General features: G+C 41.2%; 14 protein-coding genes and 1 pseudogene. 5 read left to right on the top strand and 10 right to left on the bottom strand.

All coding sequences use genetic code 11. The annotated features are described in order from the left end of the window. Positions 1-17: 17 nt before the first annotated feature. The 6 genes from ACEYW6_RS08435 to ACEYW6_RS08410 all read right to left on the bottom strand — a co-directional run bounded on the left by ACEYW6_RS08435 (position 18) and on the right by ACEYW6_RS08410 (position 5,025). A complete protein-coding gene (locus tag ACEYW6_RS08435; RefSeq protein WP_412979343.1) occupies positions 18-581 on the bottom strand; it encodes a Uma2 family endonuclease in 564 nt (187 codons plus the stop codon). Between the two features lie 162 nt (positions 582-743). Beyond that, complete coding sequence (locus tag ACEYW6_RS08430; protein ID WP_412979369.1) at positions 744-1,553, bottom strand: DUF3598 family protein; 810 nt, start codon at positions 1,551-1,553, stop codon at positions 744-746. Positions 1,554-1,591: 38 nt separating this feature from the next. Beyond that, on the bottom strand, positions 1,592-2,494 hold the full coding sequence (locus ACEYW6_RS08425; protein ID WP_412979342.1) for a cell division protein FtsX: 903 nt from the start codon (positions 2,492-2,494) through the stop codon (positions 1,592-1,594). Positions 2,495-2,818: 324 nt separating this feature from the next. After that, complete coding sequence (locus ACEYW6_RS08420; protein ID WP_412979341.1) at positions 2,819-4,405, bottom strand: glucose-6-phosphate isomerase; 1,587 nt, start codon at positions 4,403-4,405, stop codon at positions 2,819-2,821. Between the two features lie 113 nt (positions 4,406-4,518). Beyond that, a complete protein-coding gene (locus ACEYW6_RS08415) occupies positions 4,519-4,776 on the bottom strand; it encodes a cytotoxic translational repressor of toxin-antitoxin stability system (RefSeq protein WP_069073154.1) in 258 nt (85 codons plus the stop codon). Positions 4,777-4,827: 51 nt separating this feature from the next. Then, the gene (locus tag ACEYW6_RS08410) at positions 4,828-5,025 is read right to left on the bottom strand and encodes a hypothetical protein (RefSeq protein ID WP_412979340.1); all 198 of its coding nucleotides are present in this window, start codon (positions 5,023-5,025) and stop codon (positions 4,828-4,830) included. 175 nt (positions 5,026-5,200) lie between these two features. On the opposite strand from ACEYW6_RS08410, the gene ACEYW6_RS08405 reads away from it, so the two are divergent. The 4 genes from ACEYW6_RS08405 (at position 5,201) to ACEYW6_RS08390 (ending at position 10,331) form a co-directional block, all read left to right on the top strand. Beyond that, positions 5,201-6,334 (top strand): branched-chain amino acid ABC transporter permease, encoded by a 1,134-nt coding sequence (locus ACEYW6_RS08405; protein ID WP_412979339.1) that lies wholly within the window; start codon positions 5,201-5,203, stop codon positions 6,332-6,334. Then, entirely contained in the window at positions 6,324-7,106 is a 783-nt protein-coding gene (locus tag ACEYW6_RS08400; protein WP_412979338.1) for an ABC transporter ATP-binding protein, read from the top strand. Before ACEYW6_RS08405 ends, ACEYW6_RS08400 begins: the two co-directional genes overlap by 11 nt. A 309-nt stretch (positions 7,107-7,415) precedes the next feature. After that, on the top strand, positions 7,416-8,285 hold the full coding sequence (locus tag ACEYW6_RS08395; protein WP_412979337.1) for a substrate-binding domain-containing protein: 870 nt from the start codon (positions 7,416-7,418) through the stop codon (positions 8,283-8,285). Positions 8,286-8,423: 138 nt separating this feature from the next. Continuing rightward, positions 8,424-10,331: an ATP-binding protein gene (locus ACEYW6_RS08390; protein ID WP_412979336.1), complete on the top strand. Its 1,908-nt coding sequence runs from the start codon at positions 8,424-8,426 to the stop codon at positions 10,329-10,331. A 190-nt stretch (positions 10,332-10,521) separates the two neighbouring features. Here ACEYW6_RS08390 and ACEYW6_RS08385 read toward each other — a convergent pair whose 3' ends face one another. The 4 genes and pseudogenes from ACEYW6_RS08385 to glpX all read right to left on the bottom strand — a co-directional run bounded on the left by ACEYW6_RS08385 (position 10,522) and on the right by glpX (position 14,044). Then, entirely contained in the window at positions 10,522-11,112 is a 591-nt protein-coding gene (locus ACEYW6_RS08385) for a Uma2 family endonuclease (RefSeq protein WP_412979335.1), read from the bottom strand. A gap of 43 nt (positions 11,113-11,155) precedes the next feature. Then, positions 11,156-11,353: pseudogene (locus ACEYW6_RS08380) on the bottom strand (DUF2087 domain-containing protein); the annotation flags it as partial. 126 nt (positions 11,354-11,479) lie between these two features. Beyond that, the gene (locus ACEYW6_RS08375) at positions 11,480-12,766 is read right to left on the bottom strand and encodes a glutamyl-tRNA reductase (protein WP_412979334.1); all 1,287 of its coding nucleotides are present in this window, start codon (positions 12,764-12,766) and stop codon (positions 11,480-11,482) included. A 240-nt stretch (positions 12,767-13,006) separates the two neighbouring features. Then, the gene (gene glpX, locus ACEYW6_RS08370; protein ID WP_190728269.1) at positions 13,007-14,044 is read right to left on the bottom strand and encodes a class II fructose-bisphosphatase; all 1,038 of its coding nucleotides are present in this window, start codon (positions 14,042-14,044) and stop codon (positions 13,007-13,009) included. Positions 14,045-14,396: 352 nt separating this feature from the next. On the opposite strand from glpX, the gene ACEYW6_RS08365 reads away from it, so the two are divergent. Further along, the gene (locus ACEYW6_RS08365) at positions 14,397-14,969 is read left to right on the top strand and encodes a DUF981 family protein (RefSeq protein ID WP_412979333.1); all 573 of its coding nucleotides are present in this window, start codon (positions 14,397-14,399) and stop codon (positions 14,967-14,969) included. Positions 14,970-15,076 lie beyond the last annotated feature (107 nt).

The following is a 15,076-nucleotide window of genomic DNA, read 5'->3' as shown; positions in this document are numbered from 1 at the left end:
AAATGGCGAAACTACAATCACTCCAGCAACCAGCTAAATAAACCTTCTACTGTCAGGCTGAAATCCTTAGCAAATTCTGGCACTGGTAAATGTGCTCCTAGTTCTTCGTAAAAACTGGTTGGTTGATCTGGCAAGTAGACAAACACAGATTGTTCTTCAGGATCAATCAGCCATCCCATCTGAGTTCCATGCTTCAGGCAATGCAGAATATTCTTGGTAACTTTAGTTTGACTTTGATCAGGAGATAGAATTTCAATTGTCCAATCTGGGGCTAGAGAGAAGACGTTAGCAACCCCACCATTTTCTTTGCGGGGAATTCTGTCCCACATAAACACAGAAATGTCAGGCACAATTGAGCGATTGCCAAAGCTACAGCGAAGCTCACAGAAAGCCCGCGCAATTTGTTTGGGTTTTACCACCAAGTTAATTGCAGGTGCTAACTCGGTCTGAATTGCGCTGTGTTCTCCTTGCGGCATCGGTTTTTGGATGATACGCCCATCAATGTATTCACTAGCAGGTTCTGTCTCTGGCAGATCCAGGAATTCACTTAGAGTCAGGGGTTTAGCAGGGGTCTGTACCATTTAAGGTTTTCTTACTAGGGGTAAGTTGTACTACTGCTATTTGTTATTTTACAGATGGATCAATCAGTTGGCGCGGTCGAACTGTGCCATTAACCTGTTTAAGTTTTTTGCGAAGAGTTACTTTGAATTACCGGGGATAAGCGATCGCAAGCTAAAAATCCCTTACACCTTTTCTTCAGTAACTAATGTCAGATTAACCCATTCACCTTTATCGTTATAGCTGCGAATCATCCGCTGGCGCAGATTTGGCTGGATTAACCAACCCGCTTCCAAAAATAAGGGTTGACGTAATTGCACCTTTAGAGGAGAAGTTGCAGAAGCGCCATCAGGTAACAATAATACTTGTACTTGCTTTTGGGGATCTTGGTCGAAGAGAATGATGGAACCTTTGATGGTAGCAGTTGAGGTAATTGTGCGTTCTCCAAAAGAGGTACTTTGAATTAATCGCCCAGTATCATCAAGTTGTATTTTCAAAGTTGTAGAGTAAATATCAGGCGAACGCAAATCTCGATATATTGTCACTGCTTTTCCTTGCCATTCTCCCAACAAGTCATTTATCTGCAAGGGTGGACGTTCTGCTACTGTGGTTCCAGCTAGATGTTCTCGAATTAGAACTAGTCTACTTAGCTGACTGGTCTTATCAAATACTTGCACCAGACGTAAGCGGCGATTTTCATGAACAAAAGCAAGTTCTGCCCCAAATTCGGAAAATGGCCCTAGCTGAATTAAACCTTCAGAAAATGAACCATTTTCAAAAAATAGGAGACCCCCTCCCACAGAACTATATTCTCTAATCAGATCATCTTGTCCCGAGCGGCTCAGAGTTAGACGCACTATCTGGTTATTGTTCAAACCTTCTAGGGAAAGACGGCTAGGAGTATCGTTCAGAAGTGTACCTTCGGGAGAAAAATTGGTGAATGAACCTTCCCATACACCGAGATTTTGCAGAAAACATTCCCATTGCGATTTCATAGCGATTTCGTCCTTTGTCATTTCCCCATGCCCAATGACTAACCTTTAGCAAAACGTCGGACAGCAAATAAGCTTCCCATTAATCCTACACCTGCACCGAAACTTAAAAGAATCAGGGGTAATAATAAAATTTGGGCTGGAGTGAGTTGCACACCGTTGGTAATAGCTTGAATAAACTCAGGTTGATTGGCTAGCAACTTACCGAGAAACTGTTGAATTACTGAAATGAAACTCCAAGCGATCGCACCACCAACTAAACCAAAAGCAATTCCTTGTAAAATAAACGGCAGGTAAATCCAAGCAGAAGTTGCTCCCACTAGTTGCATAATTTCAATTTCCTGGCGTCGCGCCATGACAATCAGCCGAATTGTCGTAGTAGTCACTGCGATCGCTGTTAAGGTCAAAATAATTGTAATCGTTAAAGTAATCCAGTTCAGACCTTGGTGCAATTGGGCAATGCGTTTAACTGCTTCATCCACATACTGCACCGTATCAACTCCCGGTAACTTGGCCAGTTGCGTTGCTAAGGTTGGTACAACTTGAGAATTACGCGCTTTCACCTTCATCTCATCAACTAAAGGATTCTCGCCTAGCTGCTGGGTAGCACCCTCAATATCAGAAATTCTCATTTCCTTAACTAACTTAGTCCAAGCTTGTTCTTTGGTAATGGTTTGCATCGCCGCTACCTCTGGCATTTTTATGATCAATGACTCAATGCTTTCGGCTTGCGTATCTGGTTCGAGATAAACTGAAACTTCTAGCTGGCTACCGAACTGATAGAGAAGTTTTTCGACTTGCCAAGAGGTTTGCAAACTCAAGCCAAATAAAAACAGTAACACCGTAACAGTACTTACTGCTGCCCAATTCATCCAACCTCCCCGTAGTAACCCGAGGAAAGTTTCTTTCAGCAGGTAGTCAAGTTTCGTGAAAGATTTAAACACACATCACCCACCCTAAAATTTGAACAGTTTTGCGTCTATGCGTCAGATAACACCACTATTTATACTCGACAGCACAGAATTTACCAAAACTATTTATTTTTAGAACAAAACAACAGCTTGGACTTTTGGCTCATTGCAATTCAGAAATAGCGGTGGATAAATAAATTTAGTTGCTCTGTGGCATCAATAATGAATTATGAATTGGATACAGAATAGTGAAACATCCTAGACTGAAGATATATCTTCTATCTAGGATGCTTCACCATAAAGAATTGTTGCTGATACAACAATTATGGACAAAATGTGATATTCAGACTAGAGTTATCAGCTAGCAGAAACGGTTAAACTGCCGGGTTTCTGAAGATCACCTTGCAAAACTACACCTCGCTGATTGGCATGGATATGACGCAAAATCTTGTAAATTGCCTCAACTTGCTCTGATGCGCCTGCCTTCTTTGCGAGTTCGTCAAGAGAAATGGGAGTTTTTTCTTTTTGTAGGACTGCTAACACTCGTGTTTGCAAATCGAGAATGGAAGCGGCTGCTTTTTTGCCAGCTTCTACGCCTGGTTGATGGTAGGCGTTGACGTTAACCAAACTAGCATATAAACCAACAGCACGTTCATACAAAGCAATTAATGCCCCTACAGTTCGGGGATTAACTTGGGGAATCGTGACTGTAATTGAATCGCGGTGATTTTCATAAAGCGCTTGTCGGGTTCCTTGAAGAAAACCGGAAAGATAATCGCCTGATGTTACTCCCGGATCTATTTCAGTGGATGGGCCCTGACGATCTTCCAACACTTCGATGAAAGTAGCAAAGAAATTCGCTACACCCTCACGCAACTGCTGGACATAAGCGTGTTGATCTGTTGAGCCTTTGTTGCCATAAACGGCGATGCCTTGATGGACAACATTCCCGTCTAAGTCTTTTTCCTTGCCCAAGGATTCCATCACCAGCTGTTGCAAATAGCGACTGAATAAAAATAAGCTGTCCTTATAAGGTAGGACAACCATATCTTTTTCACCCTTTCCGTTACCAGCAAAGTACCAAGACAAAGCAAGCAAGGCTGCGGGGTTATTTTTCACATCTGGGACGCGGGTAGCGTCATCCATTTCTTTTGCACCATCTAGTATGGCGCGAACATCAATGCCCTGCAATGCAGCTGGTACTAGCCCCACAGCAGACATTTCTGAGGTGCGTCCTCCCACCCAGTCATACATAGGAAATCTGGCCAGCCAACCTTCGTCTTTAGCCAGTTTATCGAGGTTGCTGTCAACGCTGGTAATAGCTACCGCATATTGAGCAAATTCTAAATTGTGTCCGGCGTAAGCTTTTTTAACTTCAATCATGCCGTTGCGAGGTTCCGGTGTTCCCCCAGATTTGGAGATCACCAATACCAAAGTGCTGGCGAGGCTGTTTCGCAGATGATTGATCACGCGATCGATACCTGCTGGATCGTTGTTATCGATAAAGTGAAGTTTCAGGGGCGGGAAATCAGGAGCGAGAGCTTCAGCGACGAATTGGGGGCCGAGCGCGGAACCACCAATGCCAATGGAGATAATATCCGTGAAGCGGCTTGCTCTGGGAGGATGAATAGCACCTGTTTGGACTTTTTCCGCAAAGGCTTCGATTTGTTCTAGGGTTTGGACAATTTCTTGTGTAAGTTCTGGAGTTGGCGCTAAATCAGGATTTCGCAGCCAGTAATGTCCAACCATGCGGTTCTCATCGGGATTTGCGATCGCACCCTTCTCCAGTTGAGCCATATCCGCAAACGCCTTGTCAAACTTCGGCCGCAACGAATCCACGAAGCCATCATCGAACCGCATTCGACTTATGTCTAAGTACAGTCCCAATCCCTCGTGGAAATATAACCAGTTTTGGTATCGTTGCCAAAGTGCCCTAGCATCCATAGGGAAATCTCAAATAAAGTGTTTTCTCAAAAACCAGTTTAATGTAAGGTTATAGCGATCCCTGCCTAGCCTTATACAGTTTACAGTTTTAAGTGTTCGCTTGACTCTTCACTTCACACATCTGGCATAGGGATGACACGCAGAAATTTCACAATTTCACCCCTAATTTCTATACCAATCAGGTAATTGTCTAGGGTGAAGCGGTGAAAAATGCCTTCACCATCAAGCTGTCGCAGTTCTTTTAAATCAGTCAGTTGCCACTTTTGGGCTAACTCAATAAACACAAAATCATGTACCCGCTCGTAGGCGGCAGGTTCTAAATTTTTCAGGTCTAGTAAAAAAGACCGTGCATAGCGCATTTCCAGACTCACTAGGCGTTACCTTAACCAAAACTTGAGGGACACCAAAAGAGTGCTGCTGAATCAGAAAAACATCAACAGTCTTACCGCTTCTTCATGGGTTAAGATATCCCACGGTTGCTGCGATCGCTTAACTTGTTGTATCGCTTTGAGCATATAAAAGTCACAATGTAAAGCTTTGAGAACGTCCCAAATGTCTTGCAAATCGTCATCGGCTAACTGCTCAATTAAGTGATGCATTCTCAGTCGCAGCAAATTCATACGTCAACTATTCCCATACCAAAACACTAACAATAAATAGTATTCCCATAAAAATTAGCTACGCTCAAGCTACGCTAAAATTTATTCGCCTAGTACCAGAGGAGAAAACTAGCAAGTTTCCGAGAATAGGGAAATTAAACCTCTGAGCTTTACTCCTGACTCCTAACTCCTAAACATGGTTGACTATCTAATTTTCTTAGCAATTTCTACAGCACTTTTTGCTTTATTCGGTCTGGGACTCAATTTACAGTGGGGTTTTACCGGGTTAATTAACTTTGGTCATATTGCTTTCATGACCCTTGGAGCATATACAACGGTATTGTTAAGCTTAAAGGGCGTACCCCTACTGATATCGGCAGTCGCTGGGGCAATTGTCGCCGCCTTGTTGGGTTTGATAATTGGTTTTGCAACTCTACGCTTGCGGGAAGATTATTTAGGGATTGTCACCATTGGTACGGGCGAATTAATTCGTTTGGTGGTAAACAATCAGGAATTACCTGTGGGTGACACCTGGATTTCTGGGGCGTTTGGTGTGCAAAGTTATCCCATACCCCTATCCACAGAGCCGAATTTGTTTGTCAGATTTTTGATGATTGGGCTTTTAACACTGTTAGCTGCTATAACTTTCTTTACGTTGTGGCGATGGATTCGCACCACCCAAATATCTCGGACTACTGATTTAGGCAAAAGGACAACTAGCAAACAAGAATTTATATCCCGCTTGGGAGTGGGAATTGTATTAGCAGCTTTGGCAGCAGCGATTTATATTTCTGGGGTGATTGGACTGTATAACTACAACCCAAAAGCGGGTTTAATGCTGGTTTTGTTGTTGGTTTTAGCATTTGTATACTGGCGTTTAGAAATTTTGGTGCGATCGCCTTGGGGTAGAATTCTCAAAGCCATCCGTGAAGATGAAGAAATTCCCAAAGCGCTGGGAAAAAATGTCTTTTGGTATAAATTACAATCATTAATGTTAGGGGGTGCGATCGCAGGTATCGCTGGTGCTTTCTTTGCTTGGCAACTCAGCGCCATTTACCCTGATAATTTTCAACCGCAGATCACCTTTGATACTTGGATCATGGTGATTTTAGGTGGTTCTGGAAATAACGTTGGCACAATCTTAGGTGCGGTAATTTTCTTTGCTTACGATGCGCTGACGCGGGAAGTCTTACCCAGAATCGTTACCCTTGATGAAGCCCGTTTGGGTGCATTTCGGATCATGGTCATCGGATTAATTCTGATGGTACTGATGATTTGGCGACCTCAAGGTATTCTAGGGAAAAAGGAGGAACTCACTCTTGGTAAATAACCAGTCATCGCCACTTCCCCTTTTGGTAGCCACTGGACTTTCTAAAAGCTTTGGTGGTGTCAAAGCAGTTAATGAGGCGAGAATCGAAGTTGCTAAAGGCAGTATTACGGGCTTGATTGGCCCCAATGGTGCTGGTAAAACCACTTTATTTAACTTACTCTCGAACTTTATCCGCCCAGATAAGGGACGAGTGATTTTTGATGGCGAACCGATTCACAATTTGCAACCATATCAAATCGCCCAGCAGGGAGTAATCCGCACTTTTCAGGTTGCACGGACTCTCTCGCGGTTGTCGGTGTTAGAAAATATGCTGCTGGCGGCGCAAAAACAAACGGGTGAAAATTTTTGGCAAGTACAATTGCAACCGCACATCGTTGCTAAGGAAGAAAAGCAACTGCAAGAGCGAGCAATGTACCTATTAGAATCAGTGGGCTTGGAAAAAAAAGCACACGATTATGCTGGTTGCTTGTCGGGTGGACAACGCAAGCTGCTGGAAATGGGACGGGCGCTGATGACTAATCCCAAGCTAATTTTGTTGGATGAACCGGCTGCTGGTGTGAATCCGAGACTGATTGATGATATTTGCGATCGCATTCTCACTTGGAACCGCCAAGACGGGATGACCTTTCTGATTATTGAACACAATATGGATGTCGTTATGTCCTTGTGCGATCGTGTTTGGGTACTTGCCGAAGGACAGAATTTGGCTGATGGTACACCAGCAGAGATTCAAACTAATCCCAAAGTTTTAGAAGCTTATTTGGGAAAATAGTTTATGAGCTAAAAATTTATTTACTAATTAAAACCATAGATACCCAACTTATTTGAGAAGTTGGGTATTTTGCAATACGGTTCGGATAAGGTTTTTTGATGACACGCGGCTAATTGCAAAGACGCGATTTATCGCCGTCTTTACAATAATTAGTCCTTTGTAGAGACGGCGATTTATCGCGTCTCTTGCCTTAACCGAACCGTATTGGGGTATTTTGTTTATTACAGTTAAATTTTATGATTATTCGGGAATATTAAGCTATGAAAGCTTAGACCCGATATCGGATTTTGGATATTTGGAGATTTACTTATGAAAAAGATTGCTAAGTTAATGATCATCGGCATCATCTTACTTGAGATGTGCGGTTGTAACTCAGTTAAAACAACCGAACTGAAAGATTCTAGTCTAGTTAGTAGTCAAGCTGATTCTCAAGCCAAAACAATTATCAAAATTGGTGATTCTAGTTCAACGATAACACTTTTAAAACTTTTAGCACAAGCTTATCAATCCCAAAATAGAACTGTCAAAGTTGAGTTTATCTCCAATAGCCAATCTGAAGGAGCGATCGCAGCCCTAAAAAACGATATTATTGATATCGCTGGTAGCAGTCACAAACTCAAACCAGAAGAAGATAACGGGAAAATTCAATATCGTGAAATTGCACAAGATTTGTTACTTGTCGCCACCAACAACAGTGTCAAAGGTGTCAATAACCTTTCAACCAAGCAATTAAAAGAAATTTACAAAGGTGACATTACAAATTGGCAAGAATTAGGTGGTGCTGACGCAAAGATTGTATTATTGGATAGACCCGAAGATGAATCAGCGAAAAAGTTATTACGAAAACATTATTTGGGAGAAGATAAGACTACAAATAAAGCCGTGATTTTGAGCAAAGAGGGAGAATTAATCGAAACCTTGCAAAGTACTCCTAATTCTATCGGCGCTTTTTCTTTGGCTTATTCTCTCATCAATAAATCACCTGTCAATCATCTCAGTCTCAATGGTGTTGCTCCCAAATCGGAAAACTTCGCCAATGGTAAATACCAAATGGTGCGTCATATAGGTATTCTTTCGGACAAAGTACCTTCCGCACCTGCTCAGGGTTTTATCGATTTTATATTGAGCAAAGAAGGTGAAAAAGTACTAAGAAATAATGGCTTTGTTCCTGCTAAATAAATGAATAATTCGTAATTACAAATTACGAATTACGAATTAGTAATTATTGTTAAATGTGCCATGCAGAGATTTTTTAGGGGGCTGAAACTCAGCCAAAAAATTGTTCTACCAATACTTACAGTTTGCCTGAGCGTATTTATGCTGGGCTTAGTAGTGCTAGGAAATTGGTTTACCGATAGTTTGCAGCAGAATTTTCGCCAAGAAATAGAAAGTTTTGCTGAACGAGTTTCTCAGGATTTTCAGTATGAACAGCAAACCCTAGAAACTCAAATCGAACTGATTGCTAATCGAGATATGCTAAATCAGGCTGTGGAACAGCGAGATCAAAGTTTGCTTTTACAAGTATTGCTACCACTCAAATCTATATTAAAGTTGGATTGGATTAAGGTAATTGATACTCAGGGTAATGTCCTCGTAGATTTACGAAATAACTCTTTAAGTCAAGCCACTTTATTAGACGAAGTAGTTACCAACACTGCTAGTAGAGGAGCGCATTTAGTCGATTTAGTAAATGTAGAAGCCAAGCAACAAGTTCTCGAAGTGGTAACAAATGCAATCAAATCATCAGCAGGACTTTTGGGAGGAATCATTATTGGTAACTTAGTAGACGACACCCTAATACAAAAAATTGCCGAGGGTTCCTCAAAACAACTGATTGTCCACAGAGAAAATCGTGTAATTGCAACAACCTTGTTGGTAGCCAAAGATGGAACTTGGGAATTTCCTCATCCTAATTTACCTGCTAGACAAATCACTATTGATCACAAAAACTATTTAGCTAAAAGCATCATATTTAGAGGAGTGAGTCAGTCTTTAACAACCACAGTGTTGTATCCTACCTCACTGCTGGAAGTTGCTCAATGGAAGTTATGGACACATTTAGGATTGTTGTTTTTGTCGGGAAGCAGTATTGTGGCAGTTATTGGGTTTTTAATTGCACAAACTATTACTCGTCATCTGCAAGCTGTTACACAAGTGGCACAACGAGTCACCCAAGAATCTAATTTTGATCTGCAAGCTCCTGTAACGACTCAAGACGAGGTGGGAATCTTAGCGATTGCTTTTAACCAGTTAATTCAACAAGTAAAGCGACTATTAGCAGAACAATATGAGGCGAAACAAAAGTTAGAGTTTTATAGCCAAACACTAGAAGAAAAAATAGAAGAACGAACCCAAGCACTACGACAAAAAAATATTGCTCTCAAGGAAACTTTACAAGAACTCAGGCATACCCAGTCTCAATTAATCCAGAATGAAAAAATGTCTTCCTTGGGGCAATTAGTTGCTGGTATTGCTCATGAAATTAACAACCCAGTTAATTTTATCTACGGCAATCTTAAGCATACTGATGATTACACTCAACAGTTGTTGTGGTTACTTCAACTTTATCAAAAACATTATCCCTACCCAGAAACAGAAATTCAAAAAGCTGAAGAAGAAGCTGATATTGAATATTTAACAGAAGATTTGCCTAAAATGTTGACTTCCATGAAGATTGGAGCCAGTCGCATCCGGGAAATTGTCCTCAGTTTAAGAATCTTTTCTCGTTTGGATGAAGCCGAGTTTAAAACTGCTGATATCCATGAAGGGATTGACAGCACTCTATTAATTTTACAACATCGGATCAAATCCCAAAGTCATCGCCCTCAAATCACAGTGATTAAAGAGTATGCTGACATCCCTAAAATTCAGTGCTTTGCAGGACAATTGAATCAAGTATTTATGAACATCTTGGCAAATGCTATTGATGCTTTAGAAGAGGCTTTTCAAAATGGGCTTTGTCCAGACCCAATAATTCGTATTTCTTCAGCGCAGGTGAATGAAAATGTCGTTATTCAGATTGCTGATAATGGCACAGGGATTCCAGAAGCAATCCAATCACATCTCTTTGACCCCTTTTTCACCACTAAACCTGTTGGCAAAGGTACTGGTATGGGATTATCTATTAGCTACCAAATTATTACTGAAAAACATGGTGGCTCATTACAGTGTATTTCATTACCAGGAAAGGGTGCAGAGTTTGTAATTACAATCCCGATTCGATAGGTGATTTTGCACAATAGTTCTATAAAATTCCTTTTTTTTTAACATTTTTGAGGAGTCTAAGTTCCTCGCTTCTAACAAGCGACAAGTTTTGAGGTGGGATTAAAATCCCCAGACGCTCACTGACTTGCTAATGCAAAACTTAATTACAAATTACAAATTACAAATTACGAATTACGAATTACGAATTATTTTAATCTTCGTTATTTTCTGCAAAATTGATTTGTTCGTAAAGGTCGCGCAATTCAATTTGAAAATCAACCGTTTGCAGTGATAAAGTTGCAGATTCATGCTCCAGTTCAGTGAATGACCATTGACTTTCCGCAGTTTTTACATACTGCATCACGTGATACTGATATTGGTCAATTAAAATATATTCCTTGAATTCGGGAATAGAGCGATAATAAAGAAACTTATCGCCTTGGTCATAATTTTTAGTCGATTTAGATAAAACTTCAGCAATTAACATCGGGTTCATAACTGTTGTTGTGCTAGTTCCCGTATAAATAGGTTGTCCTTCAATCACCATCACGTCAGGATATGTGTGCTGCCGATAACGGGGTATCCATAAACGTACATCACCAATATAAACATCATAATTTTTACGCCTTAAAGCAATTTTTAAGGATGCAGCTAAATTCAAAGCAATTTTATTATGATTTGTAGTGCCACCCGTCATCGGTACAATTTCTCCATCACGGTATTCGCTTTTATATTCTGCCTTTTCTTCAAGTTCTAAATACTCTTCAGGTGTGTAATAGAATTTTTTGGTTTCTAACTGCATAAAAATACAACCTATGATTGTGGGATTTGCTCATTTTTTATATTTATGTTGTACGCCAATAAATCCCATTTTCTCGCTGCATTAACTGGCAAGCAATCAACTCCCGTCGCAGTGTGGCGCAGTCAAGATGTTAGCGTTTGAGAATATCATTTACCAAACGTTCAGGGTAGTTGACTCCTATATCAAATTGGTTTGCTAACCACTTAAGAATTACTAGACGCTTTTTCCGACTAGCAGGAATTTATTTGAGGAGGTAGTTGCATAACTAACTTCTAATTAGATAGATGTCTAATTAGAAGTATATCTAATTGAAAAGCTAAGATCCCCGACTTCTTTAAGAAGTCGGGGATCTTACTTGTTGTTTAATTTAACTAAACTGCTCCCCTGCATCTAAGTTGAACAGCATTTGCAGAGTTTGCATACAGCGCCGTCTGGCTTCCACGTCTTGCTGCGATCGCAATTGCACCATTGGGTCATGTAAAATTTTATTGACAATTCCCCGTGTTAATGCTTCGATTACTTCTTGATGTTTTTCAGCGAATTCTGAACCCAATCTCGACAAAGCTTTTTCTAACTCTTGTTCGCGGATGGTTTCGACTTTATTTCGCAGACAGCTAATAGTGGTAACAGTTTCAAGAGAGCGCCACCAAATATCAAAGGCTTCGACTTCTTCTTCTAAAAGTTTCTCTGCTTCCTGTGCAATCTTCCGACGGCTTTCGTAGTTTTGCGCTACTACTGCCTTCAAATCATCCACATTAAACGCCTGTACATTTTCTAGTTCATTTACATCCGCATGAACATTACGCGGCACAGAAATATCAAATAACATTAGAGAGCGCTGAACTTCTAAAACCATTTCCAATTTGGCACGGTCAAGTATTGGCTCTGTAGCAGAAGTACTTGTAAACACCAAATCACTATCGGCAATTACGCTCATCATTTCCGATAGTGGATGAATATTGATCGGTTGTTGAGGGAACTGCTTTGTTAATTCTAGGGCGCGATCGCGAGAGCGATTTACAATACTAATTTCCACAGCACCTTTAGAAATAAGGTGTTGCACTAGCAGCCGCGACATTTTACCAGCACCCAAAATTACCACTCGGCAAGCTGCTAAATTTGCTACTTTTATCTGTGCTAATTCCACAGCTGCCGAACTTATAGAGACAGCCCCAGTACCAATACTAGTTTCAGTGCGAACCCGCTTACCAGCAGTCAGCGCTTGTTTAAATAATCGATTCAAAATGGTTTTTATACCGTTATATTGCTGTCCCAGTTTGTGAGTAGTTTTCACCTGAGCCAGAATTTGACCTTCTCCGAGTACCAGACTATCTAAACCACCGGCTACCCGCATGACATGCATCACGGCATCATCATGAAGCAGCATAAATAAGTGTTGTCGTAGAGAAAGTACAGGTAATTTACTATATTCCGCAAGAAACTGAGTTATTTCTCGGATACCTTGGTCTGCTTCACTGGTAACAATGTAAATTTCCAGGCGGTTACAAGTGCTAAGAATTGCAACTTCATCAATATGAGGATAGCTGGCCAGTTGAGCGATCGCACTTTCAATTTGTGGTTCTGGAATGCTCAGTTTTTCCCGGACTTCTACTGGGGCTGTTTTATGGCTTAACCCCACCACTGCTATATTCATTTGCTAAATCGTAGTTACTAGTTGGTAGTTGAAAATAGGGCATTGAGTGAGAATAGGGAATGGGGAATTTTTGTTTATTGGTTGGTAGTTATTCCCAGCAACAAACAACTATTAATCACTAACTACTAACTACTAACTACTGTAAGGGTAAAGCATTTGGATGACTATCTTTCCGTTTTAGAGAAAGATTTATTTCCAAATGCCTCGTCCCTACTTTTACTATTCCCCATTCCCTAAAAATTAGTTCAATTGGAGAGTCTTGGGTTCACCAAACATGTGAATTGTATCAACAAATCGAGCAGTTTTCGACTGGTTAGAAATTACCAAGCTTTGAGTTCTTGCTCCGCCGTTGAAGAAACGTACACCATTCATCAGATTACCACTGGTAATACCGCAAGCAGCGAACAGAACAGTTTTACCAGATGCCAGTTCATGAGCATCATAGACCTTATCGGGGTCATTGATATTCATAGACTTTAAGCGATCGATGTTGGCTTCTCTGCTTTCTCCAATCAGACCTGTTTTTACGACTGCTGGATCGTAAATCAGTTGACCTTGGAAGTGTCCACCTAAAGCACGCATTGCTGCTGCTGAGATTACACCTTCAGGAGCCGCACCTATACCCATCAGTGCGTGGATATTAGTTCCAGCAAAACCGCAGCTTATAGCTGCACCCACATCACCGTCTGAAATTAGAGCGACTCTTGCTCCAGCCTCACGGATTTCTTTAATTAAATCGTTGTGGCGTTCGCGCTTCATGACCACGATTACAAGTTCTTCAATCGAGCGCTCTAGACACTCAGAGAGAATCTTGAGGTTTTCTGTTGCTGACTTGTTGATGTCTACCTTGCCCTTAGCTGCGGGAGGTGCTGCTAACTTCTTCATGTAAAAGTCAGGAGCAGCAAATAATCCACCCTTTTCAGAAATTGCCAAGACAGCCATTGAACCAGGTTGTCCATAAGCTACTAAGTTCGTACCTTCACAGGGGTCAACGGCGATATCAATTTCAACTAGTTCATCAGGGTTACAAAGAGCTTCGGCATTTGGTTGGGTACAGATACCAACTTCTTCCCCGATGTATAACATAGGCGCGTCATCGCGTTCGCCTTCCCCAATCACAATGCGACCCCGCATATAGATTTTATTCATCCGCTCCCGCATAGCTTCCACAGCTACTTGGTCAGCGATGTTTTTTTCGCCTTTACCCATCCACTTTGCGGATGCGATCGCGGCTTGCTCTACTACTTCAATAATCTCTAACCCAAGTGTATTTTCCACAGAGTCTGCCCTCTCAACTGCTTGAATTTCCGCCGCTTCATCTGGCTATTTCAGTCTTCAAGTCTACCAAAGGGCGGATACACGTGGAAGAAAGTTAAGTTTTGCTGCTAACTGGTTAGAAAAGTGCCAGTTAAGACATCTTGCTTTTTTACCCTTACTACTCCAGTATAAAGCGTGTTCAAAAGCAATTAAGTTAAGAACTAGCACAAATGGGTAGCAGTGTATAAGAACATTGCTTTTCTTCAGTGTTTCTCTCTAGGTATAAAATAATAAAGAAAAAAAGCTGGTGAATTCCCTAAAAACTGAAAAACGAGGCACAGAGTAAAAAGCTTGTCAAATTAAGAGGTTAATCGTGTTTATCGACTACATCACACTCATGTTAATCAACATGGTAGCTGGGTTATTTCTACTAGCTGACTATGTGTATCGTAGTATAGATAGTTCTAATCAAAGACAGTGGATTCCAGGTTTCGGAATTACGGGTGCGATCGCACTTACAACTGGTTTACACATGAGCTTCACCTGGCCAGTTACTGGTAGCTTTAACATTGCCTTCGGTGAGACAAGTGTCTTATTTGGAATCTTGTTTGTTGCGGCTGCGATCGCTCTTGCTCAAGGTTGGGATTTATTGACAATAGCAATTTACGGCTTCTTTGCTGGCGTAGTTGCGATCGTAGTCGGTATCCGCATCATCAACTTGAATTTGACACGGCAACCGCTTTTGTCGGGAATCGGCTTTATTCTAACTGGATTAGGTGGTGTTTTTGCAGCCCCAACTCTCTATTGGAAAACTAACCGCACCTGGCGGCTAATAGGCGTAGCAGTGCTGATAGTAGCCGCTCTAATTTGGGCATTCACTGGATATTTAGCTTACTGGAATCATTTAGAGGGTTTTCAAAAGTGGGTTCCAGCGCCAATGCGGTAAGCAATAATCTATAGCAATCTCAAATCATTCGTGAAAAAAATCTGTTCCCTATTCCCTACCTCCACGACTAATTTCGCAACTCAAATAGGATTGCTATAGGCTAGAGA

Source organism: Nostoc sp. UIC 10607 (genome assembly GCF_047228265.1).
GTDB classification, from domain to species: domain Bacteria; phylum Cyanobacteriota; class Cyanobacteriia; order Cyanobacteriales; family Nostocaceae; genus Nostoc; species Nostoc foliaceum_A.
The sequence above is the reverse complement of the archived record's forward strand: the minus strand, read 5'-3'. Positions and strand labels throughout refer to the sequence as shown.